19 protein-coding genes are annotated in these 26,784 nt (G+C 70.1%); 4 read left to right on the top strand and 15 right to left on the bottom strand.

Going from position 1 to position 26,784, the window contains the following annotated elements; all coding sequences use genetic code 11:
• Position 1 precedes the first annotated feature (1 nt).
• Together OG892_RS30415 and OG892_RS30410 are read right to left on the bottom strand one after the other, a co-directional pair.
• Positions 2–661, bottom strand: coding sequence for a histidine phosphatase family protein (locus OG892_RS30415; RefSeq protein ID WP_073737714.1), 660 nt, complete (start codon positions 659–661; stop codon positions 2–4).
• A 121-nt stretch (positions 662–782) separates the two neighbouring features.
• Positions 783–1,388 carry a YdbC family protein gene (locus tag OG892_RS30410; RefSeq protein ID WP_073737715.1) on the bottom strand — a complete coding sequence of 202 codons (606 nt, stop codon included), beginning with the start codon at positions 1,386–1,388 and terminating at the stop codon, positions 783–785.
• Positions 1,389–1,627: 239 nt separating this feature from the next.
• On the opposite strand from OG892_RS30410, the gene OG892_RS30405 reads away from it, so the two are divergent.
• Positions 1,628–2,164, top strand: coding sequence for a TerD family protein (locus OG892_RS30405; protein WP_073737716.1), 537 nt, complete (start codon positions 1,628–1,630; stop codon positions 2,162–2,164).
• Positions 2,165–2,267: 103 nt separating this feature from the next.
• Here OG892_RS30405 and OG892_RS30400 read toward each other — a convergent pair whose 3' ends face one another.
• Positions 2,268–5,174 (bottom strand): vitamin B12-dependent ribonucleotide reductase, encoded by a 2,907-nt coding sequence (locus OG892_RS30400; RefSeq protein WP_073737786.1) that lies wholly within the window; start codon positions 5,172–5,174, stop codon positions 2,268–2,270.
• Between the two features lie 159 nt (positions 5,175–5,333).
• Complete coding sequence (gene nrdR, locus OG892_RS30395) at positions 5,334–5,846, bottom strand: transcriptional regulator NrdR (protein ID WP_371630758.1); 513 nt, start codon at positions 5,844–5,846, stop codon at positions 5,334–5,336.
• A 533-nt stretch (positions 5,847–6,379) separates the two neighbouring features.
• Between nrdR and lexA the strand changes: the two genes are divergently transcribed.
• Positions 6,380–7,174, top strand: a complete 795-nt coding sequence (lexA, locus tag OG892_RS30390) for a transcriptional repressor LexA (protein ID WP_024489034.1) — start codon at positions 6,380–6,382, stop codon at positions 7,172–7,174.
• A 98-nt stretch (positions 7,175–7,272) separates the two neighbouring features.
• On the opposite strand, the gene OG892_RS30385 is transcribed toward lexA, so the two are convergent.
• The 5 genes from OG892_RS30385 to OG892_RS30365 all read right to left on the bottom strand — a co-directional run bounded on the left by OG892_RS30385 (position 7,273) and on the right by OG892_RS30365 (position 15,483).
• Positions 7,273–9,243, bottom strand: coding sequence for an ATP-dependent DNA helicase (locus OG892_RS30385; RefSeq protein WP_073737718.1), 1,971 nt, complete (start codon positions 9,241–9,243; stop codon positions 7,273–7,275).
• Between the two features lie 50 nt (positions 9,244–9,293).
• On the bottom strand, positions 9,294–11,258 hold the full coding sequence (locus OG892_RS30380; protein ID WP_371630757.1) for an IucA/IucC family siderophore biosynthesis protein: 1,965 nt from the start codon (positions 11,256–11,258) through the stop codon (positions 9,294–9,296).
• Between the two features lie 60 nt (positions 11,259–11,318).
• On the bottom strand, positions 11,319–12,116 hold the full coding sequence (locus OG892_RS30375) for a GNAT family N-acetyltransferase (RefSeq protein WP_371630756.1): 798 nt from the start codon (positions 12,114–12,116) through the stop codon (positions 11,319–11,321).
• Between the two features lie 65 nt (positions 12,117–12,181).
• Positions 12,182–14,074 (bottom strand): IucA/IucC family siderophore biosynthesis protein, encoded by a 1,893-nt coding sequence (locus tag OG892_RS30370; protein ID WP_073737720.1) that lies wholly within the window; start codon positions 14,072–14,074, stop codon positions 12,182–12,184.
• A gap of 29 nt (positions 14,075–14,103) precedes the next feature.
• The gene (locus OG892_RS30365) at positions 14,104–15,483 is read right to left on the bottom strand and encodes a diaminobutyrate--2-oxoglutarate transaminase family protein (protein WP_328865212.1); all 1,380 of its coding nucleotides are present in this window, start codon (positions 15,481–15,483) and stop codon (positions 14,104–14,106) included.
• Positions 15,484–15,917: 434 nt separating this feature from the next.
• On the opposite strand from OG892_RS30365, the gene OG892_RS30360 reads away from it, so the two are divergent.
• Complete coding sequence (locus OG892_RS30360) at positions 15,918–17,081, top strand: serine protease (protein WP_073737722.1); 1,164 nt, start codon at positions 15,918–15,920, stop codon at positions 17,079–17,081.
• Between the two features lie 377 nt (positions 17,082–17,458).
• Positions 17,459–18,625: a serine protease gene (locus tag OG892_RS30355; protein WP_371630755.1), complete on the top strand. Its 1,167-nt coding sequence runs from the start codon at positions 17,459–17,461 to the stop codon at positions 18,623–18,625.
• 158 nt (positions 18,626–18,783) lie between these two features.
• On the opposite strand, the gene hflX is transcribed toward OG892_RS30355, so the two are convergent.
• The 6 genes from hflX to miaA form a co-directional block, all read right to left on the bottom strand.
• On the bottom strand, positions 18,784–20,304 hold the full coding sequence (hflX, locus tag OG892_RS30350) for a GTPase HflX (protein WP_073737724.1): 1,521 nt from the start codon (positions 20,302–20,304) through the stop codon (positions 18,784–18,786).
• 133 nt (positions 20,305–20,437) lie between these two features.
• Positions 20,438–21,901: a M1 family metallopeptidase gene (locus tag OG892_RS30345; protein WP_371630754.1), complete on the bottom strand. Its 1,464-nt coding sequence runs from the start codon at positions 21,899–21,901 to the stop codon at positions 20,438–20,440.
• 119 nt (positions 21,902–22,020) lie between these two features.
• Positions 22,021–24,135, bottom strand: coding sequence for a bifunctional (p)ppGpp synthetase/guanosine-3',5'-bis(diphosphate) 3'-pyrophosphohydrolase (locus OG892_RS30340; RefSeq protein WP_073737726.1), 2,115 nt, complete (start codon positions 24,133–24,135; stop codon positions 22,021–22,023).
• A 140-nt stretch (positions 24,136–24,275) separates the two neighbouring features.
• On the bottom strand, positions 24,276–25,148 hold the full coding sequence (dapF, locus tag OG892_RS30335) for a diaminopimelate epimerase (protein ID WP_371630753.1): 873 nt from the start codon (positions 25,146–25,148) through the stop codon (positions 24,276–24,278).
• 107 nt (positions 25,149–25,255) lie between these two features.
• The gene (locus tag OG892_RS30330; RefSeq protein ID WP_371631719.1) at positions 25,256–25,696 is read right to left on the bottom strand and encodes a hypothetical protein; all 441 of its coding nucleotides are present in this window, start codon (positions 25,694–25,696) and stop codon (positions 25,256–25,258) included.
• 107 nt (positions 25,697–25,803) lie between these two features.
• Entirely contained in the window at positions 25,804–26,742 is a 939-nt protein-coding gene (miaA, locus tag OG892_RS30325) for a tRNA (adenosine(37)-N6)-dimethylallyltransferase MiaA (RefSeq protein ID WP_371630752.1), read from the bottom strand.
• Positions 26,743–26,784: the final 42 nt, after the last annotated feature.

The following is a 26,784-nucleotide window of genomic DNA, read 5'->3' as shown; positions in this document are numbered from 1 at the left end:
TCTATCCGGTGATGCCGTACGGCTCAGGGGTGCGCCAGCGCTCGAACGGCCGGTCAAGTGTGTAGCGCCCGTCCTTGCCGAGCACCAGTGTCCGGGACTCGCCGTTGCCCGGATTCGAGAGGGATTCGAATTCGGCCACGGACCAGTGGAACCAGCGCATACAGAACAGCCGCATGGTCAGACCGTGCGTGACCAGCAGGACGTTCGGCGGGTGGTCCGGGGCCTCGAAGCTCCGGTGCAGGCTCTCCAGGAAGGCTCCCACCCGGTCGTACACATCCGCCCCCGACTCGCCCTGCGCGAAGCGGTAGAAGAAGTGCCCATAGGCGTCCCGGTACGCCTTCTGCAGCCTGACGTCGTCCCGTTCCTGCCAGTTCCCCCAGTCCTGCTCGCGCAGCCGGGGCTCCTCCCGCACCCGTACGCGTTCGAGATCGAGGCCGAAGGACCTGAACGTCTCGTGCGTGCGGCGGTAGGGCGAGACGTACACGCTGACCTGCTCGCCGTCGAAGAGCTCGCGCAGCCGCACCCCGGTCTCGCGGGCCTGCCGCAGCCCTGTCGAGGTGAGCCTCAGCGCATGATCGGGCTCACGTTCGTACACCGTGTCGTCGGCATTGCCCTCGGACTCGCCGTGGCGGACGAGGACAATGCGTTGCGGTCTTGCCATGTACCGACCCTAACGACCTGGTGTGCGAGGTCGTGAGCGCTGCCCCCCGGTCGCCGCGTCGAGCGATTGGCCGGATCACGGCCACAGCACGGAACCGGTGTGGCTCGGATGCCCGGTCCGCTCACACCGTCCACGACGGTTCGAGCTGCACGACGTCGCCGGAGAGCGCCGCCACGTCGTCCTCGGTCTGCGCCCGCTGCGCGAGCCGTTCGACACTCCCCGCCCGGTATTTGCCGCGTTCCGCGCTCGACTGCCACATGGAGAGGACCAGGAACTCATGGCCCGGTGCCTCCCCGAAGACTCCTCGCAGCATCCCGGGCGATCCGGCCATCGCCGGATTCCATACCCGCTGCTGCATCAGCGCGAAGTGCTCGACCCGGTCCTCGTGGACCCTGCTGTGCGCGACCCTGAGCACGTCCGCGTCGGTGAACCCCGGTTCGAAGCCGGTCTTCACGTCGAAGCGGTAGTCGAACAGCTTGACCTGTATGTCATTGCAGGTACCCGACTGCGCGGCGGCCAGAGCGTCGTGCCCGCGTGCCATGAACGAGTCGTAGAAGACCCGGTTCTCCCAGAACGCGAAGACGTGCGCCACCTCCGGCCGGCCACGGCTCCAGCCACCACCCTGTCCCCTGAACCCCGGCTCCCCCAGCAGCCCCGCCCATTTGCGCTGCCCCCGCTCGAAACCGCGACGGTCGACCACATTGCAGCGAATCCACTTGACCAGCACGGCCCCATCGTACGGGTGTCGGACGTGGCGTGGGTCACGCTCTCGCGGAGTGCGCCGGAACCGGCCGCGCGACGGTCCGGCACGGACCGCCGCGGCGGATTCCGTACCCGGGCGCCCGGTCCGGGCAGTGGCCCGATTCCGCCGCCCATGGCCAAGCCGGTTGGTTTCACCGACAGTTACGGAGATGATCTGGTGACAGAGCCGGGGCGACGGCCCCAAGGGCGAAGGAGGGAAGTCCGATGAGCACGCCCAACAAGGACATCGAGAAGGTCGAGGTGAGGGTCAAATGGGACCCCAGCCCTCACGGCGATCCCCCCAATGACCTCGACATCATCGCGGCGACCTACTCGACCGAGGAGCCGTACGGCAGCCCCGCCTACCTCGTCCACTTCGACAGCCGCGCGCCCGACGGCACGATCACGCTCGACCGGGACAGCCGGACCGGTCAGGGGCTGGGGTACGACGAGGTGATGACGCTGGAGCTGGACCGGCTGTCGGAGTCGTACACCCGGGTCATCGTCGGTGTGGCCATACAGCAGCGCGACGGCCACAAGACCTTCGCCGCCGTGGAGAACACCGCCGTACAGGTCCGCGAGGGCTACGACACACTGGCCGAGAACGACTTCTCGTCGGTCGGCGGCGCGACGGCGGCGGTCGTCGCCGAGTTCGTCCGGGACACCACGGGTGCCTGGCAGTTCCACGACACGGTACGGGGCTTCGACGGCGACGCCGACTCGTTCGCCGCGACGATGGGGAACCGCCCGACCGGAGTGTGACGCTCCGGATACGGGACGGGGCGGGAAGGTCTCCGAGGAGATCTTCCCGCCCCATGGCCTGCCGCCGAGCGCGGCTCAGCCGTCGCGCCTCAGGCGGCCGGGATCAGCTGCAGCCGCTGGTCGAGCCGCAGCCCTCGCAGATGTAGCAGGATCCGGCGCGCTGCATCTTCGTACCGCAGGAGAAGCAGAGCGGGGCGTCGGCGCTGATGCCCAGCTGCATCTCGACGAGCTCCGCCGAGGTGTGCGCGGTCCTCGTGTCCGGCTTCTCGGCCTCACGCACGGGGGCGACCGCCTTCAGCGGTTCCGCCGGCCGCACGGGGGCGGACTGGGCCAGGCTCTCCACGTCCAGCTCGTCCTCGTCCATCGACGCCTCGTACGAACCGGTGTCGAGGTGGCGCTGACGCTCGTCGGCCGAGTGGATGCCGAGTGCCGAGCGGGTCTCGAACGGCAGGAAGTCGAGCGCCAGGCGACGGAAGATGTAGTCGACGATCGACTGCGCCATCCGCACGTCCGGGTCGTCCGTCATACCGGCCGGCTCGAAGCGCATGTTGGTGAACTTCGAGACGTACGTCTCCAGCGGGACGCCGTACTGCAGGCCGACCGAGACGGCGATGGAGAAGGCGTCCATCATGCCCGCGAGGGTCGAGCCCTGCTTGGACATCTTCAGGAAGACCTCACCGAGACCGTCGTCCGGGTAGGAGTTGGCGGTCATGTAGCCCTCGGCGCCGCCCACCGTGAACGAGGTGGTGATGCCGGGCCGGCCCTTGGGCAGACGCTTGCGGACCGGGCGGTACTCGACGACCTTCTCGACCGCGGTACGGATGGTGTCCTCGGCCTTGGCCGTGACCTCGTCCTTCTTCTCCTCCCACTTCTTGGTGGAGAGGGGCTGGCCGACCTTGCAGTTGTCGCGGTAGATCGCGAGCGCCTTCACGCCCAGCTTCCACGCCTCGAAGTAGACCTCCTCGACGTCCTCGACGGTGGCCGTCTCCGGCAGGTTCACCGTCTTGGAGAGCGCGCCGGAGATCCACGGCTGGATGGCCGCCATCATGCGCACGTGGCCCATCGCCGAGATGGAACGCTCGCCCATCGCGCAGTCGAAGACCTCGTAGTGCTCGGGCTTCAGGCCGGGCGCGTCGATCACGTTGCCGTTCTCGGCGATGTGGGCGACGACCGCCTCGATCTGCTCCTCCTGGTACCCCATGCGGCGCAGCGCCTGCGGAACGGTGCCGTTGACGATCTGCATCGAGCCGCCGCCGACCAGCTTCTTGAACTTGACCAGGGCGAGGTCGGGCTCCAGGCCGGTGGTGTCGCAGGACATCGCGAGACCGATGGTGCCGGTGGGCGCGATGACCGAGGCCTGCGCGTTACGGAAACCGTTCTTCGCGCCGAGCCGGATGACGTCCTGCCAGGCCTCCGTGGCGGCGGCCCAGATCGGGTTGTCCAGGTCGTCGGCGTGCACGGCCACCGCGTTGGCGTCGGAGTGCTGCTTCATGACGCGCTGGTGCGGCTCGGCGTTACGGGCGTAGCCGTCGTACGGGCCGACGACCGCCGCCAGCTCCGCGGAGCGACGGTAGGAGGTGCCGGTCATCAGCGAGGTGATGGCGCCCGCGAGCGCGCGACCGCCGTCGCTGTCGTACGCGTGGCCGGTCGCCATCAGCAGGGCGCCGAGGTTGGCGTAGCCGATGCCGAGCTGACGGAACGCGCGGGTGTTCTCGCCGATCTTCTGGGTCGGGAAGTCCGCGAAGCAGATGGAGATGTCCATCGCGGTGATGACCAGCTCGACGACCTTGGCGAAGCGCTCGGACTCGAAGGACTGGTTGCCCTTGCCGTCGTCCTTGAGGAACTTCATCAGGTTCAGCGAGGCGAGGTTGCACGAGGTGTTGTCCAGGTGCATGTACTCGCTGCACGGGTTCGAGCCGTTGATCCGGCCGGACTCGGGGCAGGTGTGCCACTGGTTGATCGTGTCGTCGTACTGGATGCCCGGGTCGGCGCAGGCCCAGGCGGCCTCTGCCATCTTGCGGAAGAGGGACTTGGCCTCGACCTCTTCGATGACGTCACCGGTCATCCGGGCGCGAAGCCCGAACTTCCCGCCGGACTCCACGGCCTTCATGAACTCGTCGTTCACCCGGACCGAGTTGTTGGCGTTCTGGTACTGGACGGACGTGATGTCGTCGCCGCCCAGGTCCATGTCGAAGCCCGCGTCACGCAGGGCGCGGATCTTCTCCTCCTCCTTCACCTTGGTCTCGATGAAGTTCTCGATGTCGGGGTGGTCGACGTCGAGGATGACCATCTTGGCCGCGCGGCGGGTGGCGCCACCGGACTTGATCGTTCCGGCGGACGCGTCGGCGCCGCGCATGAAGGAGACCGGGCCGGAGGCGTTGCCGCCGGAGGACAGGAGCTCCTTGGAGGAGCGGATGCGGGAGAGGTTCAGGCCCGCGCCCGAGCCTCCCTTGAAGATCATCCCCTCTTCCTTGTACCAGTCGAGGATCGACTCCATGGAGTCGTCGACGGCCAGGATGAAGCAGGCGGAGACCTGCTGCGGCTGGGGCGTGCCCACGTTGAACCAGACCGGCGAGTTGAAGCTGAAGATCTGGTGCAGGAGGGCGTAAGCCAACTCGTGCTCGAAGATCTCCGCGTCCGCCGGAGAGGTGAAGTAGTCGAAGTCCTCTCCGGCCTTCCGGTAGGTCTTCACGATCCGGTCGATGAGCTGTCGCAGACCGGTCTCGCGCTGCGGGGTGCCTACGGCCCCGCGGAAGTACTTGCTGGTGACGATGTTGACCGCGTTCACCGACCAGAAGTCGGGGAACTCGACGCCACGCTGCTCGAAGTTGATCGAGCCGTCGCGCCAGTTGGTCATGACGACGTCACGGCGCGCCCATGCCACCTCGTCGTACGGATGCACGCCGGGGGTGGTGTGGATGCGCTCGATACGCAGGCCCTGCTTAGTCGCAGTCGACTTGGCTCCCTTGTTGCGGGAACCTCGCGCCGGGCCGCTCGCCGTCTCTGTCATGCCGCCTCCCATATGTGGGCAAAAACGCCCTGAAGTGCCGAGAACTTCCCCGGGCACAGTGTGTGTCTGGTACTTCGGACGCCGCGTGGGGCATCCGGAGCAGGTCTGTGTGCCACCCGGCCGCCGGTCCGGGGACCGGCGGCGGTCGGCCTGCGCCGCTCAGTCGGCGGCGACGGCGGGAACGGGGACCTCAAGGGTCTCGCCGGCCCCGCATCCTTCTACGGGAGGCCGCTGTTCGCGGAGTTCCACGATGGCGGCCTCGAAGTCTTCGAGGCTGTTGAACGCCCGGTACACGGATGCGAACCGCAGGTACGCGACCAGGTCGAGTTCCTGCAAGGGGCCGAGAATGGCCAGGCCCACGTCGTGAGTGGTCAGCTCGGCGCTGCCGGTCGCACGCACCGCCTCCTCGACCCGCTGGCCGAGCTTGGCGAGGGCGTCCTCGGTGACCGGCCGCCCCTGGCACGCCTTGCGCACGCCGGAGATGACCTTGGTGCGGCTGAAAGGCTCGGTCACGCCGCTGCGCTTCACCACCATGAGCGAACAGGTCTCCACCGTCGTGAAACGGCGGGAGCAGTCGGGGCACTGACGGCGCCGGCGGATCGAGGTCCCGTCGTCGGTGGTGCGACTGTCGACGACCCGGCTGTCGGGGTGCCTGCAGAAGGGGCAGTGCATGGCTCCCAACCCTCCTTCACAGCACGACTGAATGGCCTCATCAGGCCCCGCGAGGGGCCTTCGAAGCAGTCTCAAGCATAGGCGATGACCGCACCCCCGAAAGACGGGGACCACAACCTCTGGGCGATCGAGGCAATCCAACCACTAGATCTTGGGTTTGGCCGCGCATTTGGCCCTAGCGCGTGTCGCGCATCACGGGCGGCCGGAAGGCAGCGTACGACCGAGCAAGAGAGTACGGGAAGGATGTGGCCGCACCGATTGCGGGGCGGCGGCTCCCGGGGGGCGCGGAAGGGCGGGCGGCGACCTCGGACGGCGACCCCGCGCGACGCCTCCGCGGCCGCTGAGGCTACCGTAATGATCCGAATTGCCGTTCGACCCGACGGCAGGCGGCGTCCCTCGCGGCTTCGCTCATACACCTAGCAATGAACGCCCAACAGGCTTTTATTTGTTTTTCACTCGAACGTGTGTTTGGCGCAACCTTTCGAAAGCTACTACCGTTGTGCAGCTAGGGAGACCATTCGAGAGGGGCCGACGTGACCACCACCGCAGACAGTGCCATCATCACTGCCCAGGACCGCTCCCAGAGCCGACGTGAGCCGGTGCATGCCATGAATGACTCAGCCACGAACACGGAGGGGCCCGAGCCCGCGCGCCCAGCGCGCTCGCTTCCCGGGCGACCTCCTGGAATCCGGGCGGACAGCTCAGGGCTCACGGACCGGCAGCGGCGAGTGATCGAGGTCATCCGGGACTCCGTGCAGCGGCGGGGATACCCCCCGTCGATGCGGGAGATCGGTCAGGCGGTGGGCCTTTCCAGTACGTCCTCCGTCGCGCATCAGCTCATGGCTCTGGAACGCAAGGGGTTCCTGCGCCGTGACCCCCACCGACCCCGGGCGTACGAGGTTCGCGGTTCGGACCAGCCCAGCACGCAGCCCACGGACACCACCGGGAAGCCCGCGGCTTCGTACGTTCCGTTGGTCGGCCGGATCGCGGCCGGTGGTCCGATCCTCGCCGAGGAGTCCGTCGAGGACGTCTTTCCACTTCCCCGCCAGCTGGTCGGTGACGGCGAGCTTTTCGTCCTCAAGGTCGTCGGTGACTCGATGATCGAAGCGGCGATCTGCGACGGGGACTGGGTCACGGTCCGGCGCCAGCCCGTGGCGGAGAACGGCGACATCGTGGCGGCGATGCTGGAGGGCGAGGCCACGGTCAAGCGCTTCAAGCGGGAGGACGGTCATGTCTGGCTGCTCCCCCACAACTCCGCGTACCAGCCGATTCCCGGCGACGAGGCGACCATCCTCGGCAAGGTCGTGGCGGTGCTGCGGCGGGTGTGACGTCGCCATCGCATGGATGGGGCCCGGAAACCGGTAGTGCCGGTTTCCGGGCCCCATCCATGCGACCGGGACCCCGTAGACCGAGGCCCCGCACGGGCCTACTTGCCCTCGGCTTTCGCGGCGGCGTCGATCGCCGCCAGCGAGCGACGCGTCTGATTGCGGTCGGTCGTGTACCAGAAGTCAGGGAGCGAGGCGCGCAGATAGCTCCCGTACCGGGCATTGGCGAGACGCGGATCAAGCACCGCGACGACGCCCTTGTCACCCGTGGCACGGACGAGGCGGCCGGCGCCCTGGGCCATCAGCAGCGCGGCGTGGGTCGCCGCGACCGCCATGAAGCCGTTGCCGCCCGCTTCCTCGACCGCCTTCTGGCGCGCGCTCATCAGCGGGTCGTCGGGGCGGGGGAACGGAATCCGGTCCATGACCACCAGCTGACAGCTCGCGCCGGGGACGTCCACCCCCTGCCAGAGCGAGAGCGTGCCGAAGAGGCAGGTCTCCGGGGAAGCCGCGAAGTTCTTGATCAGCTCCCCCAGCGTCTCCTCGCCCTGGAGCAGGATCGGCCTGTCCAGCCGGCCCCTCAGCTCCTCGGCGGCCGCCTGGGCGGCCCGCATGGAGGAGAACAGCCCAAGGGTGCGGCCGCCGGCGGCCTCCACCAGATCGGCCAGCTCGTCCAGCATGTCGGTGCGGGAACCCTCCCGGCCGGGCGTCGCCAGATGCCGGGCGACGTAAAGGATCCCCTGCTTCGGGTAGTCGAAGGGCGAGCCGACGTCGAGCCCCTTCCACTGCGGGATGTCCTCACCCGCGGTGCCTTCGGGGGCGAGCCCGAGTGACGCGCCGACCCCGTTGAAGTCGCCGCCGAGCTTCAGCGTGGCCGAGGTGAGCACGACGGAGCGGTCCGTGAAGAGCTTCTCGCGCAGCAGTCCGGAGACGGAGAGCGGGGCGACCCGTACGGAGGCGCCGAAGCGGTCATGGCGTTCGTACCAGACGACGTCGTACTCGGAGCCCTGTGTGATCCGCTCTGCGACGCCGTGGATGGACTCCACCGAGGCCAGTGCCTGCTTGCGCACGGCGTCCTCGTCCTGGACGGACTTGTCCCGGGTGGTGCCCAGGGCGGAGATCACCGTACGCGCGGCGTCACGCAGGGCCATCAGCGCGTAGCCGAGATCCTCCGGCACCTCTTCCAGGCGGCCGGGAAGTGCCAGCTCCATCACCCGCTCGAAACCCTCCGACGCGCTCTGCAGCGCGTCCGCGGCCTTCTCGTTGACCAGCTTCGCGGCGCGCCGGACCGCGCGGCCGACCTGGCCGGGGGTGAGCTCGCCGGTGGCCACGCCGGTGACCCTGGAGACCAGCTCGTGGGCCTCGTCGACGATCAGCACCTCGTGCTGCGGAAGCACCGGAGCGCCTTCGATGGCGTCGATGGCGAGGAGCGCGTGGTTGGTGACCACCACATCGGCGAGCTTCGCCCGCTCACGGGCCTGCTCAGCGAAGCACTCCGCCCCGTACGCGCACTTGGTGGCGCCCAGGCACTCGCGCGAGGAGACGGAGATCTGCGCCCAGGCCCGGTCGGAGACCCCCGGCGTCAGATCGTCGCGGTCACCGGTCTCCGTCTCGTCCGACCAGTCCCGCATCCGCAGGAGGTCCTGACCGAGCTTGCTCGACGGGGCCGCGGCCTCGAACTGGTCGAAGAGGCCCTCCTCCTCATCCTGCGGCACTCCTTCGTGGAGGCGGTGCAGGCAGAGGTAGTTCGACCGGCCCTTGAGCATCGCGAACTGGGGGCGGCGGCGCAGCAGCGGATGCAGGGCGTCGACCGTACGCGGCAGGTCCCGCTCCACCAGCTGGCGCTGGAGGGCCAGGGTCGCCGTGGCCACCACGACACGCTCGCCGTGCGCGAGGGCCGGCACCAGGTAGCCCAGCGATTTACCGGTGCCGGTACCGGCCTGGACGAGCAGGTGGGATTGGTTGTCTACGGCCTCGGCGACGGCGTCGGCCATGGCGGCCTGACCAGGTCGCTCCGTACCGCCGACGGCGGTCACGGCGGCGTGCAGGAGCTCGGGGAGAGGTGGCTTCGTCATAGCCCGACCAGCCTACGGGGCTCCACTGACAACGGCGGTCACTCCCGGCCTCACGCGGAGGGATGGAGCGGGTTGGCCACGGTGCCGTGGACTGCCGCGTGCGGTCGCTCGGGCCGGTCCCGGTAGCCGTCCAGATGCAGGCGGTTGCGGTTCAGGCAGAGGCGTTCGATGCGCGGCGTCAGCATGTCGAACATCTCGAACCTGTCCTTGAGCTCGGGGAAGCGGGCGTGGTGGCGCAGGATCTCCGCCCGGACGAGTGACCAGAACTCGGCCTCCGGTACGCCCAGCTGCTCCTCGCAGAGCGGGGAGAGGAAGCGGAAGACTCCGGTGAAGAGACCGGAGTGGATGAACTGGGTGAGGAAGCCCGGCTCCTCGGTGAGCAGCACGCGGCGTACGTCGTCCGGCATGCTGTCGTGCTCCGGGAGCGGCCGGGCGCTGATGTTCACGTCGTCGACGAAGTCCTTGATCGCCAGGCGGACGGGGACGTCCTGACCGTCGAAGACGACGATGGCGTTCTCGCCGTGCGGCGAGAAGACGGTGCCGTAGCGGTAGAGGAAGTGCAGCAGCGGTGGGAGCAGGGCGGCGAAGAGGCGGCTCAGCCACGCGGTGGGGGTCAGCCCCGAGCGGGCGACCAGCTCGGCGGTGAATGCGCGCCCCTGCGGGTCGGTGAGCAGCAGGGAGGCGAGGGTGCGGGCGCGCTCGCCGGGCGCCAGGCGAGGGAGGAGGGGTTCACGCCAGATCGCGCCGAGGATCTCCTTGAACTGGTACGGCGTCTCCGGGAGGTGGTCGTACAGCGGGTGCTCGACAGCGACCGATGCCACCTCTCCCAGCAGGATGACGCCGCAGGTGTCGCGCAGGAAGGGATCATTGTCGCGCAGCCCCTGGACCCAGCCTGTCACGGCGGGGGCGGCGAGGGTGCGTTCCGTCGGCAGTCCGCGCCAGACCAGCGTGTTGAGGATCGACAAGGGCAGCTTGACGGTGTGCCGGTCGGGCCGTTCCAGGTTGGCGAAGGTACGGATGGACTGCTGCGGCAGCCGCAGATCGGGGTCGGCGTGCAGGGGGACGATGTCGTCCGCGGCGATGGCCGGAGCGAACAGCGGAACGATCCATTCGTCCCACTGCCAGGGGTGCACGGGCAGCCAGTAGTAGTCGTCGGGGTGCAGGCCCCGGGCGCGCAGGGCCTCGGCGAAGGACTCGCGGACCGCCGGATCGAGCTCCGTGGCGTAGAGCTGATCGGCGGTGGCGAGCGAGCTCACGCCCCGGTAGGCGGCGATCCGGGAGGAGACCGCGATCCACGGCAGCCGGACCGGCCTGCGGGCCTCGGGAGTGAAGAGGGACGCGTCGGTGGCGGAGAACCCGAGGCGCCCTTTGTTGGCGACGATCCAGGGGTGGCCGGTCTGGTGTCCTTCGAGTTCCGCGTAGTCGAGGCCGGCCAGTTCGGAGACCGTGAGCGCGCTGTGGTCGAGGCGGGCGTCGGCGGTGAGTGTGGTGGTGAGCTCGCGCACCAGGTGGCCGAGGGTGGCGCCGTCGATCCCGAGCAGGCGGCGGGCGCGGGCGAGGAAGAGCAGCGGGTCGCGGAAGGGGACGCCCGCGGGCGTTTCGTACGCTGGGGACGCGTCGGATGCCGCGTGGACATCCGTGGTGACGCTCGCGCCCGGGTCGGTCGCTGCCGGAGCGCTCGTTTCCCGGGCGCTCGCTTCCCGGGCGGCGAGGGCGTGCGCCTCGGTCTCGGCCGTGGTCGCCTCGCGGATCGAGTCGGGGGCCACCCGCCAGCTGCCGTAGACCCCGCGGCCGGCGCTGAAGATCAGGCTTCCGCCGTCGTCGAGCACAAGGGTGTACGTATCGCTCCCGGCGGATCGCGTGACCGGCTGGATGACTTCCTCGTAGGCGAATTCGCCGAGCATCTTGGCAAGCATCCGGGCGGCGGCTCGGTCCCACACCGCCCGGTTCAGTTCTGGAGTGCTGAGCAACGCGGGCGACTCCGCTGAATCATGGCTCACAGGATATTGGGGCACGGGGACTCCTCGGGATGGAACCGATGGGCTTCGAGCGGTGTAGATAAGGCAGCGGTTGGTTCACAGCTGGGCACGGTGGACACGGTCGCGGATCATCAGCGCGGCCCGCTTGTCCGGGAGTTCGACCTCCGCGGAGAAGCGGAATCCGGCGCTGAGGAAGGCGGCGACGGAAGGGGTGTTACGAAGGTCGGGTTCGGCGAGGACCCGGGTACACAGGGGACGGTTGTCGAGTACGAGGTCGGAGGCGGCCCGGAGCAGCATGGCTCCGACTCCACGGCCGCGGTTGTTGATCTCACCGATGAGGAGGTGGATTCCGGTGTCATGCGAGCGGGCGGAGTAGTGGCGGGCCAACGGGTCCAGGTCGGCGCGGTAGATCTCCCAATAGCTCATGGGAGTGCCTGACAGCACTCCCAGACAGGGGAGGCTGCGTCCGTCGCCGTCGAGTTGGGACCTCAGATGTTCCGCTGTGACGGTTTCGGCCCCGGCGAGTTCCCAGAAGGCCGCGACGGCGGGGTCGTTCATCCAGCGGCTGATCACCGCGAGGTCGCGCCCCAGCCGTACGGGGACGAGCTGGAACACTCCGGCCGGCGTGGCGGCGGGCTGCCACGCGGCCGGCCGGTCGAGCAGCTCGGAGATACCCGCGGCGTTCTCGGTGACAGGCGCACCGGGTGCGCCGAATACATCGGACGGGCTGGGCCTACTGGGCGTACTGGGCGTGCTGGGTGCGCCGGGTATCTCCTCGGCCGGGACCGCGAGGAGTTCCTGGGTGCCCGGTGGATCCAGTGTGTCCTCGGCGCCCGTTCCGGCCCTGGGGGCGGGGCCGGTTACGGGGTCGGCGTGCGCGTCGGTGGGAGGCACGGTGGTGCTCTCCTCTCTCAGCAATTCGGACGACGAGGTTCCTTCGGGCACCCAGCGGGATTCCTTCAGCCGCAGAGGGGGTTGGTGATGGTGACGTAGACGGACTGGGTGTCGACGGGACCCACGAGTTCATCGAGGCCGTGCAGCCGGGTCAGCATGTTGGCCTTGCAGCGCAGGCGCGGGGTTTCCAGCAGGTGTGCGGGGAGCGGGGAGCCCAGCGCGCTCGCCGCTCCGAGGAACCGGCGGAAGGCGGCGAGGAGCATCTGTTCGTCAGCGAGCTGCTGGGCACCGAACGCTCCGATCAGTCCGAACACGTTGTTGATACCGAGGTAGTACGCGAAGCGTTCGTCGGTGACGGGGTCGGAGACGAAGGTGTCGCTGACCGATCCGATGCCGGGAAGCCTGCGCTCAAGTGCCGCGCGGTGTGACTCACGGAAGTAGTAGCCCTGATTGTCGCGGTAGCGGCCACCGACCGGCCAGCCTTCGGCGTCGAGCAGCACCAGGGTGTTCTGCTGGTGCGCTTCGAGTGCGACCCCTGCGTGCCCGTCGAGCCAGAGCACAGGCCGGACAACCCGGTCGAGGTAGCGCAGGAACCACTCGGCGGCGACGGCGGTCGTGGTCCGTCCGGTGGCAGCGGCCAGTCGGCGGACGATGTCAGCGAGGCGTGAGTGCATGCCTGCCCGCTCCGGCCAGGGGCGCGGCGCGGTGAGCCCGGCGATGCAGACCGCGTCGTCGTGCCGGTCGAAGGGGTTGTGGCGCAGCATGACGTCGAAGCCGTGTACGGGCTCGCCGTCCGGGGTGTCGACCGCGAGCCATGCGGGGTCCCGGACGATGTCGAAGCCTGGATGGGCCAGGTGCAGCTGCGTGGCGAGCCCGCTGCGCAGCAGACGGTGGACCTCCACCCCCCGGTGGAGTTCCTTACGGAGGTTCTCACGGCGGGAGTTGGTGATACGCAGGCCGAGGGAGAGCTTCAGCATGGTGTCGACGCCGGGCCGGTGGACGGTGCGCACCGAAGAGGTGGGATGCCAGCGGGCGCCGTACGGGCCCAGGTCGTGCACGAGTCCGGCGTCGAGGAGGGCGGCGACCTCGGGACGGTTCGCCAGTTCCCGGGCCTGCCAGGGGTGGAGTGGGATCGGTGCGGTGTGTTCGGGGAACGGCAGGCCCTGGGCGTGCCGGGCCACGAGTTCGGTCGCCGGCACCGGACGGCCCTGGTCGGTCCATGCGGAGTCGGCTGCCAGTACGGACCGGTCGACAGCCATCCAGTGGAGGGGGAAGGAGCCGTGCAACTCGGGTGAGTAGAGGCGGGATTCGGAGTCGGAGAGGCCTTCGCGGCTCTTGGGAGACGGGTGGAGCGGATGTCCGAGGAGCAGGGACTGCTCGGCGCTGAGGAAGAGGTCGGCCTCGGCGGGTGCGGTCGGACGGCGGCGTTGTCCGTCGATGAACACGGCGGTTCGCCGCACCGAGTCGGCGACCCTGCCCACCATGTCCGCGCCCTCGTTGTGGTCGGCCTCGCGGCCGAGGAGTGCGGCGACGGTGACGGCGTCCGCGGTGGGCGCTCCGTCGGGTGCCTGTGCCAGGACGGGTACGCCGAAGCGGTGCCAGCCCGTGGCGGACCAGTGGCGGACGGGGACGAGGAGGGCGGTGCCACTCGCGGGCAGCGGGATGCGCAGGGTCTCCCCCTCCGGGCGGGGCAGGTCGCATTCGCGGACCCAGCAGCGCAGCAGGTTCTCGATGCCGGCGGCGTCCGCGGCCCGGAGCGGGTCCGGGTGGTCCAGGGGGTCGGCGGCCGGTGCCGGGAAGGCGGGTGTCGTCCTGGCGGCGTGCCAGTGACCGTGCGGCATCTCTTTCTGGCGCGGCACGGTCGGCGGCTCGACGGCGAGGTGACCGGATGTTCCGGCCTCTCCTCGGTGGTGGGTGGAGGGAGGGCCGTCGGCCTCGGGCGCGGGGGTGGGGTTCACGGCGGTCTTTCCTGTGATGGTGGCCGGAGTCAGCGGATCGACCCGGTCGCGGTCCGTCGGTGCGGTGAGTGCTCCGCGGCTGCCATGGCATCGGCGAGGCGGTCGAGGACCGCGGTTGCCTGTTCGTCGGTGAGCGTGAGGGGAGGGAGCAGACGTACGACCGTGGAATGACGGCCGCCGAGTTCGACGATGAGACCTCGGCGCAGGCACTCCTGCTGCACGGCGACGGCGAGGGCGGGGTCGGGCGGGGCCGCGCCCCCTCCGTCCACCGGAGCCGCCTCCGGGTCGACGAGCTCCACGCCGATCATCAGGCCCCGGCCGCGGACGTCACCGATGCACGGGTGGTCCACGGCGAGCGCCCGCAGGCTCGCCAGCATCCGGGCGCCGAGGGTCCCGGCGCGCTCGGCCAGCCGGTTCTCCCGGACGTAGGCGAGGGTGGCGGTGCCCGCCGCCATGGCGAGCTGGTTGCCGCGGAAGGTGCCGGCGTGTGCACCGGGCTGCCAGGTGTCCAGTTCTGAGCGGTAGACGATGACAGCGAGCGGAAGGGAGCCGCCGATGGCCTTGGAGAGCACCATCACATCGGGAATGACCCCGCTGTGCTCGACGGCCCAGAAGGTACCGGTACGGCCGACGCCGGTCTGGACCTCGTCAGCGATCAGCGGGATGGACCGGGACGCGGTGATGTCCCGCATTCGCCGCAGCCAGCTGTCCGGGGCGGGGTTGACTCCGCCCTCGCCCTGCACCGGCTCCAGAATCATTCCGCCGGGCGCGGGTGTTCCGCTCTTGGGGTCGTCCAGCAGGGTCTCGGTCCACCGCGCGGCAATCGACGCGCCGCGTTCGCCGCCGACTCCGAAGGGGCAGCGGTATTCCTGCGGGAACGGGAGGCGGGTCACCCGTACGTCCTCGGCGCCCCCGGATGCCGCGAGGGCGCCGGCCGTCATACCGTGATAGGCGCCGGTGAAGGCGAGCAGCCCGCTCCGCCCGGTGGCGGCGCGGACGAGTTTGAACGCCGCCTCGACGGCGTCCGTTCCGGCCGGTCCGCAGAACTGGATCCGCGCGTTGTCCGCGAACTCACGCGGCAGCGTAGCGAACAGCTCTGTGGTGAAGGCGTCCTTGACCGGGGTGGCCAGGTCGAGGACGTGCAGGGGCGCACCCGAGTCGAGGACCTTTTTGATCGCTTCCAGTACGACCGGGTGGTTGTGACCGAGGGCCAAAGTCCCCGCGCCGGAAAGGCAGTCGAGATAGCGCCGGCCGTCAGCGCCCTCAATGGTCAGTCCACGGGCGCGTACCGGGACGATCGGCAGCGACCGGGCGTAGGTGCGAGCGGCCGACTCGCGCATCGCCTGGCGCCGCAGGATTCCCTCGTACGTCGCGGGCGGTGCCGCCGGAGCTGGTTCGGTCACGGCCACGGCTCTTGATCCTCCCGCTGTAACAGTTGCGTTGCACGTCAGCACGATTGCGCAGGGACGGGCTGCGGGGGTGAACTCTGTCCCTGTGTCCCCCGTACGTACCAACGACGCCGGACGCGGAGGATCACGGGTAAATCCGAAGATCCTTACGGGGCGGAACCAGGCCCCTGCCGTACACCGTCAACTCCGGCACCGGCATAGTGGGGGGCCGCACCGAGCCCCGGGGACAGTTCCCCGGGGACCGCGGCACCACCGGAGCAGTCCCGGATCACCGTCCGGGACGGGGCCGGGGTGCTGTGAGGAAGTGCGGTGCGCCGTACAGAAGTGCAGTACAGAAGCGTTGAGTTACGAAGTCCCAGGGGGATCACCAGATGCGACTCATTCGACCAGCAGCCACCGCACGCCGCGGGGGGAGCGCCCGTCGCCCCTCTCCCGTGTTCGCCACCGCGGCGGTCGCCGCCGTCCTCGCTCTCACCGCGACCGCCTGCGGGCCGGACGACGACAGTGCGAATGCCGAGCCGAGCGCCAGCTCCGCAGGCCAGACGTCGGACAACAAGATCACCGTTCCGGACGATCTGAAGGACCGGCTCAAGGAGCACGGGATCGACCTCAGCCAGTGGAAGAACGGCGACTGGAAGAACTGGGACAGGGACAAGTGGCTGCGTGAGGCCAAGGACTTCATCAATCCGATCATCGCGGGGCTCTGGGACCCGGACCGGATGCGGGACGCCGACAAGACGCCCGAGAAGCCCGTCGACAACGACATCTCGGGTGACGAGGGGGTGACCGACCCGACCCCGGCGCCGGTCCGGGCCGTGGGCGTGAAGACGCCGCTCCACGCCAACGCCGCCGAGTCCGGGAAGCTGTTCTTCGACTCCCCCGAGGGCTCCATGGTCTGTTCGGCGACCGTGGTGAAGGACCCTGCGCACCCCGGCAAGTCCAACATGGTGTGGACCGCGGGCCACTGCGTCCACGCGGGCAAGAAGGGCGGCTGGTACCGCAACATCGCCTTCGTGCCGTCGTACAACGACAGCGGTCTGTCCACCGCTGAACTCCAGAACAACCCGCCCAAGGAGAAGGTCGCCCCGTACGGCGTGTGGTGGGGCGCGTGGGCGCAGACCTCCGAGCAGTGGATCGACCAGGGAGCCTCGGTCGGCGGGCTGGGCGCTCCGTACGACTTCGCGGTGCTGCACGTGACGCCGGAGAAGGGCTCGGACGGAAAGTCCCTCGAGGAGACGGTCGGTTCGGCGCTGCCGGTCGACTTCAACGCCCCGGCCGTACCGAAGATCGCCGATATGACGGCTACCGGCTACCCGGCCGCTCCGCCGTACGACGGCCAGGAGCTGTTCCAGTGCAAGGACAAGCCGGGCCGGCTCTCGCTGACCAAGGACGACCCGACGATGTACCGCATCGGCTGCTCCATGACCGGCGGTTCCTCCGGCGGCGGCTGGGTCGCGGCGGGCCAGGACGGCAAGCCCGCACTGGTCTCGAACACCTCCATCGGCCCGGTGACGGCCGGCTGGCTGGCGGGGCCGCGTCTCGGCAAGGAAGCCAAGGGCGTCTACGACTCGGTCAGCAAGAAGTACGCGGGACAGTGAAGTACCCGGGACAGTAGGGACGGGCCGTCACCCGCACAGGCGCGGGTGACGGCCGGTCAGTGGTCTCCGGCCCGGCGGGAAACACCGTCCGCCAAGGCCGGAGACCACCGGTCCGCGCGGCCCCGGCATCCGGCACCCAGCACCCAGCACCCAGCACCCAGCACCCAGCACCCAGCCACACCCTGCCCCGCTCCGCCCCGTGGCGCCTCGTCGTCATCCGGGCGCCGGGCGCCGGGCGGTGGCAGAACCTCGGTTCGGGCCGTCATAGGGTGGCCCGCATCGTCTCCGACAGCCGGTCCGGCCGGCGTCTCGCATGACACGCTCATGCCATATTGCGCGCTCATGCCATTTCTTAGATTTCAGGGGGAATCTCTTCCATGCGACCCATACGTCCGCTGCTCGCGGCCACCGGTCTCGTCGCCGCACTGGCGCTGACCGCCACGGCCTGCGGTCCGAGCGAGGACCAGGCGGCCGACAAGCCCGCCGCCACCGAGTCCGCCAGTGCCGGCGACGGCGGCCTGTCCGCCGGTCTGGCCGACACGCTGAAGAAGCACGGTGTCGACCCGGAGAAGTGGAAGAACGGCGAGTGGAAGAACTGGGACAAGGACAAATGGCTGCGTGAGGCCAAGGACTTCGTGAACCCGGTCATCGACGGGCTGTGGAAGCCCGATCGGATGAAGTCCGCCAAGGACCCGGCCAAGACCATGTCCGCCGGCGACCTCTCCGGCGACCAGGGCGTCAGCGACCCCGAGCCGAAGCCGGTCACGGCCGAGCGCGAGAAGACGCCGTACCACGACTACGCGGCCCCGGTCGGCAAGGTGTTCTTCGACTCCCCCGAGGGCCACATGGTCTGCTCGGGCACGGTCGTGAAAGACCCCAAGAACCCGGGCAGGTCCAACCTGGTGTGGACCGCCGGCCACTGCGTCCACGCCGGTTCCAAGGGCGGCTGGTACCGCAACATCGTCTTCGTCCCCGCATACAACGACCAGGGCAAGGACGCCGCCGCGCTGCAGAACGCGCAGCCGCAGGAGATCGCCCCGTACGGCGCCTACTGGGCCGACTGGGCCACCACCTCGGGCGAGTGGCTGGCCGACGGCGGACCCACCGGTGGCGAGGGCGCGCCGTACGACTACGCGGTGCTGCATGTGAAGCCGGAGAAGGGCACCAAGTCCCTGGAGGAGACCGTGGGCAACGCCCTCGCGGTCAACTTCGACGCCCCCGAGGCCAAGCAGATCAGCGCGATGGGCGCCTGGGGCTACCCGGCCGCCCCGCCGTACGACGGCCTGATCATGCACAAGTGCGTCGACCGCCCCGGCCGGCTCTCCATCAGCCCCGCCACGCCCACGATGTACCGCATCGGCTGCACCATGACCGGCGGTTCCTCCGGCGGCGGCTGGTTCAGCGAGGGCGACGACGGCAAGCTGGCACTGGTCTCCAACACCTCCATCGGCCCGGTGACCTCGGGCTGGCTGGCCGGACCACACCTGGGCCAGGGCGCCGAGCAGATCTTCACGATGATGAGCGACAAGTTCGGCGGTCAGTGACGGCACACGGCGAAAGCCGGGCAACCCGCACAAGGCGAAAGTCCGGCGACCGCACACGGCAACAGGCCGAGGGCCCGCTCCCTTTACGGGGGCGGGCCGTCGGCCTGTTGCGATACTGCGCGGCGGTCAGAGCCGTCGCTGTCAGTGCCGTCGCGCGGTCAGTGCGCCACGGCCACGAACGTGGAGAGCTCCGCAGCGAGTTCCTCGTGCACCAGCGCCTTGAGCAGGGTGCCCTCCGCCAGGTGCTCCTCGGAGATCACCTCGCCCTCGGCGTGCACCCGGGAGACCAGCCCGCCCTGGGTGTACGGCACGAGCGCCTCGATCTCGACCGAGGGCCGCGGCAGTTCGGCGTCGATGAGCGCGAGCAGCTCGTCCATACCGGCGCCGGTCCGGGCCGATACCGCGATGGCGTGCTTCTCGATGCGCAGCAGCCGCTGGAGCACCAGCGGATCCGCGGCGTCCGCCTTGTTGATCACCACGATCTCGGGCACGTCCACCGCGCCCACCTCACGGATCACCTCGCGAACGGCGGCCAGTTGCTCCTCCGGCACCGGGTGCGAGCCGTCCACCACATGCAGGATCAGGTCGGATTCACCGACCTCCTCCATGGTGGAGCGGAACGCCTCGACGAGGTGGTGCGGCAGATGCCGTACGAACCCGACGGTGTCGGCCAGGGTGTAGATCCGGCCGCTCGGTGTCTCGGCCCGGCGCACGGTCGGGTCGAGGGTGGCGAACAGCGAGTTCTCCACCAGTACGCCCGCACCGGTCAGCCGGTTGAGGAGGGAGGACTTGCCGGCGTTCGTGTATCCCGCGATCGCGACCGAAGGCACCTTGTTGCGCTTGCGCTCCTGGCGCTTGATCTCGCGGCCGGTCTTCATCTCCGCGATCTCCCGGCGCATCTTCGCCATCTTCTCGCGGATCCGGCGCCGGTCCGTCTCGATCTTGGTCTCACCGGGACCACGGGTGGCCATACCGCCACCGCCGCTGGAACCGCCGCCGCCCATCTGACGGGACAGTGACTGACCCCAGCCGCGCAGTCGCGGCAGCATGTACTGCATCTGTGCCAGTGAGACCTGCGCCTTGCCCTCACGGGACTTGGCGTGCTGGGCGAAGATGTCGAGGATCAGGGCGGTCCGGTCGACCACCTTGACCTTGACAACATCCTCCAGGTGGATCAGCTGCCCGGGGCTGAGCTCACCGTCGCAGACGACGGTGTCGGCCCCGGATTCGAGGACGATGTCACGCAGCTCCAGGGCCTTGCCCGAACCGATGTAGGTGGCGGCGTCGGGCTTGTCACGGCGCTGGAAGACGGCGTCGAGCACCTGGGCTCCGGCCGTCTCCGCGAGGGCCGCCAGCTCGGCGAGCGAAATCTCCGCGTCGTGCACGGTGCCCGAGGTCCAGACGCCCACCAGCACCACGCGCTCCAGGCGCAGCTGCCGGTATTCGACCTCGGTGACGTCCTCGAGCTCGGTGGAGAGTCCCGCCACGCGTCGCAGTGCGGCGCGCTCGGAGCGGTCGAGCTGTTCGCCGTCGCGCTCTCCGTCGATCTCGTGGCTCCAGGCGACGTCCTCTTCCATCAGGGCGTCGGCCCGAAGGGGCTCGTTGAGGCTCTCGGTGGCGTTCTCCGTGGCGCTCTGCGCGTCCTGCGCGTCCTGGGGAAGGGAAGAAGAGGAGGTCATTGGATCCTTACGTCGATATGAGTGGTCTGCAACAGTCACAACGCGTCACCTACCCGGATGATTCCCGTACGGGGAGCGCTCCGGTCCGGCCGCCGTGGCGACCCGTCGATAGTCGCACGGAGCACCCGGCCCGTCACGCGGGTTTCCCGCCGTCCGCCGGTGCGGCGCCGTGCCAGTCCGGATGGCCGGGCATCGGCGGCGTGGTCTTCCCGTACAGCCAGCCGTCGAAGAACGTGCTCAGGTCGCGTCCGGCGACCTGGGACGCCAGCCGGATGAAGTCCGCCGTGGCGGCGTTCGCGTCGCGGTGCTTGCGGACCCAGAGCCGCTCCAGCCGGTCGAAGGCGCTGTGGCCGATCTCCTGGCGGAGCGCGTACAGGACCAGCGCGCTGCCGTCGTAGACCACCGGCCGGAACAGGCTGATCTTCTTGCCCGGGGCCGGTGCGTCCGGGCGCGCGGGCGGGCCGCCGTCGGCGCGCCAGCTGTCCGAGTAGGTGTAGGCGTCGCGCATCCGGCGTTCGAGCGTCCTGCCGCCGTGCTCCTCCGCATAGCGCGCCTCGTACCAGGTGGCGTGTCCCTCGTTGAGCCAGAGATCGGACCAGGACCGCGGCGAGACGCTGTCACCGAACCACTGGTGGGCCATCTCATGGACCATGACCGAGTCCACGTACCACTCGGGGAAGCCGGGCTCTGTGAACAGCCGGCGTTCGAAGAGCGACAGCGTCTGGGTCTCCAGCTCGAAGCCGGTGTCCGTGTCCACGATCAGCACGCCGTAGTTCTCGAAGGGGTAGCGCCCGACCTGCTTCTCCATCCATTCCAGCTGGCCCGGGGTCTTCCTCAGCCACGGTTCGAGCCGCTTCCGGTCGGCGGCCGGCACGACGTCGCGGACCGGCAGCCGGTGCGGTCCGGTCCGCAGCACGACGGCGGACTTCCCGATGCTGACCTGGGCGAGTTCGGTGGCCATCGGGTGTTCGGTGCGGTAGGTCCAGGTGGTGCGGTCGCCGTGCCGGGTGCGTCCGGTGCGCACCCCGTTGGCCACCACCGTCCGGTCGTCGGGGGCGGTGATCCTGAAGGTGAAGTAGGCCTTGTCGGAGGGGTGGTCGTTGCTGGGGAAGACCCGGTGCCCGGCGTCGGCCTGGTTGGCCATGGCGAGCCCGTCGGCCGTCCGCACCCAGCCGCCGTTGTTCCGCTCGCCCCGGGGATCGCTGGTGTGCCGGACGGTGATCCGCACCGGCACACCGGCCGGGAGGCGGCCGGGCGGTTCGACGATCAGGTCCTCGTCCTCGACGGCGAAGTCGGCGCGCAGGCCGTTGACGGAGACGGAGTGCACGGTGCCCCGGGTGAAGTCGAGGTTGATCCGGTCCAGCGGCCCGGTCGTGCGCGCGTCGATCGTGGTGACGGCTTCGAGCGGCTCGCTGTTGCTGCCCGGGTAGTCGAGGCCGATGTCGTAGGCGAGTACGTCGTATCCGGGGTTGCCGAGGTGTGGGAAGAGCGGGTCACCGATGCCGAGCGGCACCGGTGCGGGCAGGGTGGCGGCGACGAGAGTGGCGGATGCGGTGGCCAGCAGAGCGGCCCGCAGGCGGCGGGAGAGGAACGGCATGGACTACGGCTACCAGCGCTGCCCGCCCGCCGCGGGACGGCGCGCGCCACGCCACCCGAACGAGATCCGCGGTGGCGGATGTTGCCGGTACCGGGGCGGTTCTCGAAAGTCCCTCCCGGTCAGAGAACGGCGGCCGGGTGCTGGGCGCGGCTTACGTCGTACACCCCCGGTACGTCGCGCATCGCGCGCATCAGCGAGGGCAGCGCGGCGGCGTCGGGGAGTTCCAGGGTGTAGGTATGCCGCACCCGTTGTTCGCTGGGCGGTTCGACGGTGGCGGAGACGATCGCCGCGTCCGCCCCGGCGATCGCCTCGGTGAGGTCGGCCAGCAGCCGGGGCCGTCCGAAGGACTCCGCGACCAGCGTCACCCGGCATTCGGAGGCGTCGCCCCAGCTCACCGCCACCGGTACCCGGCCGACGGCCTCCATGCGGGCCGCCGCCGGACAGGCCAGCCGGTGGACGGCCACGGCGCCGCCGCGCACGGTGAAACCGGTGACGTCGTCGGGCGGTACGGGGGTGCAGCAGCCGGCCAACCGTACGGTGGCGTCCGGCCGGTCGACCAGGGCCCTCGCGGCGCGGCCGCCGGTGCCCTCGGTCTCCGGCGGCGCGGGCTGCGGTCCGGGCCTGGGGTCCGAGGCCGCGTTGCCGGGCACGGTGTCCGCGTCCTGCGGATGGGCGTCGAGCCAGCCGGTGATCGCGATCCGGGCGGTGGGTGTTCTGGCATGGTCCAGCCAGCCGGGCGAAGGGCCGGAGGCGGCGTCCTCCGCCAGGAGCAGCTGCACGGTGTCGCCGTCGACCAGCGCGGTGCCGAGCGTGGCCAGCCTGCCGTTCACCCGGGCGCCGATGCAGCTGTGCGCGGCGTCCCCGTACTGCGCGTAGGCGGCGTCCACGCAGCTGGCGCCCGCGGGCAGGCCGAGCGTGCCGCCGTCGGTGCGGAAGACGGTGATCTCGCGGTCCTGGGCGAGGTCGGCGCGGAGCGTGGTCCAGAAGGTGTCGGGGTCGGTGGCGGACTGCTGCCACTCGAGGAGCCGGGACAGCCAGCCGGGGCGGGTCGGGTCGGCCCGTTCTCCGTCGGCCGGCTCCGCGCTCTGCGCGCCGCTGTCAGCGGCGTACGGATTGCCGAGGGCGATGACACCCGCCTCGGCCACCTTGTGCATCCGGTGGGTACGGATGAGGACTTCCGCGACCTCGCCCTCCGGGCCCACCACGGCGGTGTGCAGCGACTGGTACAGGTTGAACTTGGGGGCCGCGATGAAGTCCTTGAACTCGGAGATCACCGGGGTGAAGCACGTGTGCAGCTCGCCGAGGACGGCATAGCAGTCGGCATCCTCCCCGACGAGCACCAGCAGCCGTCCGAAGTCGGTGCCGCGCAGCTCACCGCGTTTGACGCTGACCCGGTGCACGGAGACGAAGTGGCGCGGCCTGACGAGGACTTCGGCGGGGATACCGGCCTCCCGCAGTACCGAGGCGACGTTCTCCGCGATGGCGGTCAGCGGGTCCGCCCCGCCGGTGGCGGCCGAGATCACGGCGTGGGTGCGTGCGTACTCCTCGGGGTGGAGGATCGCGAAGACGAGGTCCTCCAGCTCGGTCTTGAGCGCCTGCACGCCGAGCCGTTCCGCGAGCGGGATCAGCACGTCGCGGGTGACCTTGGCGATCCGGGCCTGTTTCTCGGGGCGCATCACGCCGAGCGTGCGCATGTTGTGCAGCCGGTCGGCGAGCTTGATCGACATCACCCGGACGTCGTCCCCGGTGGCCACCAGCATCTTTCGGAAGGTCTCGGGCTCGGCCGCCGCGCCGTAGTCGACCTTCTCCAGTTTGGTGACGCCGTCGACCAGATAACGGACCTCGTCACCGAACTGCTCCCCCACCTGGTCGAGGGTCACCTCGGTGTCCTCGACCGTGTCATGGAGCAGGGACGCCGTCAGCGTCGTGGTCTCGGCGCCGAGTTCCGCGAGGATCAGGGTGACCGCCAGCGGGTGGGTGATGTACGGCTCGCCGCTCTTGCGCATCTGCCCGCGGTGCGAGGTCTCCGCCAGGACGTACGCCCGGCGCAGCACGGTGAGGTCGGCGTCGGGATGGTGGGCCCGGTGCGCCTCCGCCACATGACCGATGGCGTCCGGCAGCCGGTCCCGGGAGACCGGGCCGAGCAGGGCGACACGGCCCAGTCTGCGGAGGTCGATCCGGGGACGGCCCCGCCTGCGGATGGGAGCACCTGGGTTGGTGGCCTCTGCGCTCATGGGGCACCTCCGGCGACGTCGACCGGCGGTGGAAAGGTGCGGTCGCGCCTCCGGGCCGGTGCTTGATGCTACCGACCCCACCACGTGGCGGAGTCCGGCTCTCGCCCAGCGTGAAACGGATCACCCATTCGAGCGAAGCGCTATCCGTTCAGCGTTTCGAGCCAGGCCGGATCGATCTTGCCCTGCGCGACGATCACGGCCGGTCCGGTCATCTCGATCCCGCCGTCCGGGTGCTCGGTGATCACCAGGGTGCCGCCGGGGAGGTCGACGGTGTACGTGACCGGCGTGCCGGTCAGCGCGGGGTCGGCCGCGTCACGGCGGGCCGCGGCGACGGCCACGGCGCAGGCGCCGGTGCCACAGGACCGGGTCTCGCCCGAGCCGCGCTCGTGGACGCGCATGGCGACATGGCGGGGGCCCCGGTCCACGACGAACTCGATGTTGACCCCGTCGGGGTAGACCGCGGCCGGGCCGAAGGACGGCTCGGAGAACAGATCGCCGGCGTGCGCCAGATCCTCGACGAAGGCGACCGCGTGCGGGTTGCCCATGTTCACGTTGCGGGCGGCCCAGCTGCGGCCTGCGACGGTGACCGTGACTCCGTCGGCGGGCAGCCGCGCGCGGCCCATGGAGACGGTGATGTCGCCGTTCTTGGCGAGGTGCACGTTCTTCACCCCGCCGCGGGTGGCGACCGCGAGATCGCCCGCCTCGACCGAGCCGGAGCGCTGGAGGTAGCGGGCGAAGACCCGTACGCCGTTGCCGCACATCTCGGCGATCGAGCCGTCCCCGTTGCGGTAGTCCATGAACCACTCGGCCTCGTCCGCCATGGCCCGCGCCTCGGGGTGGGCGGCGGACCGTACGACGTGCAGCAGCCCGTCGCCGCCGATACCGGCCCGGCGGTCGCAGAGCCCGGCCACGACGGAGGCGGTCAGGTCGAGGGCGTTGTCCGGGTCCGGAAGGATCACGAAGTCGTTCTCGGTGCCGTGGCCCTTGAGGAAGTCGATCTGCGAAGTGGTCACGGGACAACTGTACGAGGTGGCGCCGACAGCGCCGGGGACCGCCCGCTCGGCCCCACCGGCAACTGTCACCGGTCCGCGGGGGCGGGCAGGACGGGCCCGGCCGGTTGTCAGGAACGCAGCCGGGCCACGCGCCACACGGCCAGCGCGACCAGCGCCGCGCACACCGCGACGTACAGCACGATCACCCGCCAGTCGGGGCGCTCCCCCGAGCCCCGGGACGGCAGACCGGGCCAGGTGTGTCCGACGCGACGGGCGGCCATCATGCCCCAGCCCGCGGCGCAGCAGCTGATCAGCAGTCCCAGCATGGCGACGACCGCGCCGCCGTCACCGAACTCGAAGGCGAGCGGGAAGGCGAACATCAGCGATCCCATCGCCGCGAGCGTGACGATCGGCGCGAGCTGCCAGATACGCAGCCTGCGGGTGGGGCGGAGCTCGACCTCGACCTCGGGGGTCAGGTCGAGCTCATCGGGCCCGTAGGGGCTCAAGCTTCCTGCCTCGTGCTGCGTGTCCGGTGCGTCTTGTCCTGTGTCGCGAGGGCCGGCCTCCATCGCCACGCGCCCTCCCAACTCGGACTCCACTGGTCGATCGATGCTCGATGATGGCACGCCGCGGCTCGCCGAACTGACGGGCAGGGCTTCCCGATGCCATCACGTGATCAGGCTGTGACCGCTCGTTCGATCAACGCCAGCGCCTGGCGCGGGAGTTCTCCGCGGTGCTCGGCGGCGCCGCTCAGCCAGTGGACGCGCGGGTCGCGGCGGAACCAGGAGTTCTGGCGGCGCGCGAACCGTTTGGTGGCGCGCACGGTCTCGCCGCGCGCCTCGTCCTGCGTGCATTCCCCGGCCAGCGCGGCGAGCACCTGCTGGTAGCCGAGTGCCCTGGAGGCGGTGCGCCCGTCCCGCAGCCCCCGCTCCTCCAGTGCGCGCACCTCGTTGACGAGTCCCGCGTCCCACATCCGGTCGACCCGCAGGGCGATCCGCTCGTCGAGTTCGGGCCGGGCCACGTCGACGCCGATCTGGACGGTGTCGTAGACCGCATCGTTACCGGGGAGGTTGGCCGTGAAGGGCTTGCCGGTGATCTCGATGACTTCGAGGGCCCGGACGATGCGCCGCCCGTTGCTCGGCAGGATGGCGCGGCCCGCCTCCGGGTCCGCCGCGACGAGCCGGTCGTGCAGGGCGCCGGAGCCCCGTTCCGCCAGCTCCGCCTCCAGCGCGGCCCGGATGCCGGGGTCCGTGCCGGGGAACTCCAGGGCGTCGATCGCGCCCTTCACGTAGAGCCCGGAGCCGCCCACCAGGACCGGGGTGCGGCCCTCGGCGAGCAGCCGGTCGATCTCGGCGCGGGCGAGGCGCTGGTACTCGGCGACGCTGGCGGCCTCGGTCACGTCCCAGATGTCCAGCAGCAGGTGCGGGACGGAGGCGCGTTCCGCCAGGGTCAACTTCGCGGTGCCGATATCCATCCCCCGGTAGAGCTGCATGGAGTCGGCGTTGACCACTTCGCCCCCGAGCTGCTGGGCGAGGAACACCCCCAGGTCGGACTTTCCGGCTGCGGTGGGACCGACGACGGCGATGACCCGCGGTGCGGGAGCAGGACTTCTCACCGGCACAGTCTCGCAAACCCGGGGGCCCTCTCCGAATGGCCG

The sequence above is a fragment of the Streptomyces sp. NBC_00341 genome (genome assembly GCF_041435055.1).
In the GTDB taxonomy this organism is placed as follows: domain Bacteria; phylum Actinomycetota; class Actinomycetes; order Streptomycetales; family Streptomycetaceae; genus Streptomyces.
This window is presented reverse-complemented; position numbering and strand designations above follow the sequence as displayed.

What these genes read in the sequence shown, in the direction of transcription:
- OG892_RS30415 (WP_073737714.1), bottom strand. Translation starts at nt 661, where the DNA reads ATGGCAAGACCGCAACGCATTGTCCTCGTCCGCCACGGCGAGTCCGAG.
- OG892_RS30405 (WP_073737716.1), top strand. Translation starts at nt 1,628, where the DNA reads ATGAGCACGCCCAACAAGGACATCGAGAAGGTCGAGGTGAGGGTCAAA.
- OG892_RS30400 (WP_073737786.1), bottom strand. Translation starts at nt 5,174, where the DNA reads ATGACAGAGACGGCGAGCGGCCCGGCGCGAGGTTCCCGCAACAAGGGA.
- nrdR (WP_371630758.1), bottom strand. Translation starts at nt 5,846, where the DNA reads ATGCACTGCCCCTTCTGCAGGCACCCCGACAGCCGGGTCGTCGACAGT.
- OG892_RS30385 (WP_073737718.1), bottom strand. Translation starts at nt 9,243, where the DNA reads ATGACGAAGCCACCTCTCCCCGAGCTCCTGCACGCCGCCGTGACCGCC.
- OG892_RS30355 (WP_371630755.1), top strand. Translation starts at nt 17,459, where the DNA reads ATGCGACCCATACGTCCGCTGCTCGCGGCCACCGGTCTCGTCGCCGCA.
- hflX (WP_073737724.1), bottom strand. Translation starts at nt 20,304, where the DNA reads ATGACCTCCTCTTCTTCCCTTCCCCAGGACGCGCAGGACGCGCAGAGC.
- OG892_RS30345 (WP_371630754.1), bottom strand. Translation starts at nt 21,901, where the DNA reads ATGCCGTTCCTCTCCCGCCGCCTGCGGGCCGCTCTGCTGGCCACCGCA.
- OG892_RS30340 (WP_073737726.1), bottom strand. Translation starts at nt 24,135, where the DNA reads ATGAGCGCAGAGGCCACCAACCCAGGTGCTCCCATCCGCAGGCGGGGC.
- OG892_RS30330 (WP_371631719.1), bottom strand. Translation starts at nt 25,696, where the DNA reads ATGGAGGCCGGCCCTCGCGACACAGGACAAGACGCACCGGACACGCAG.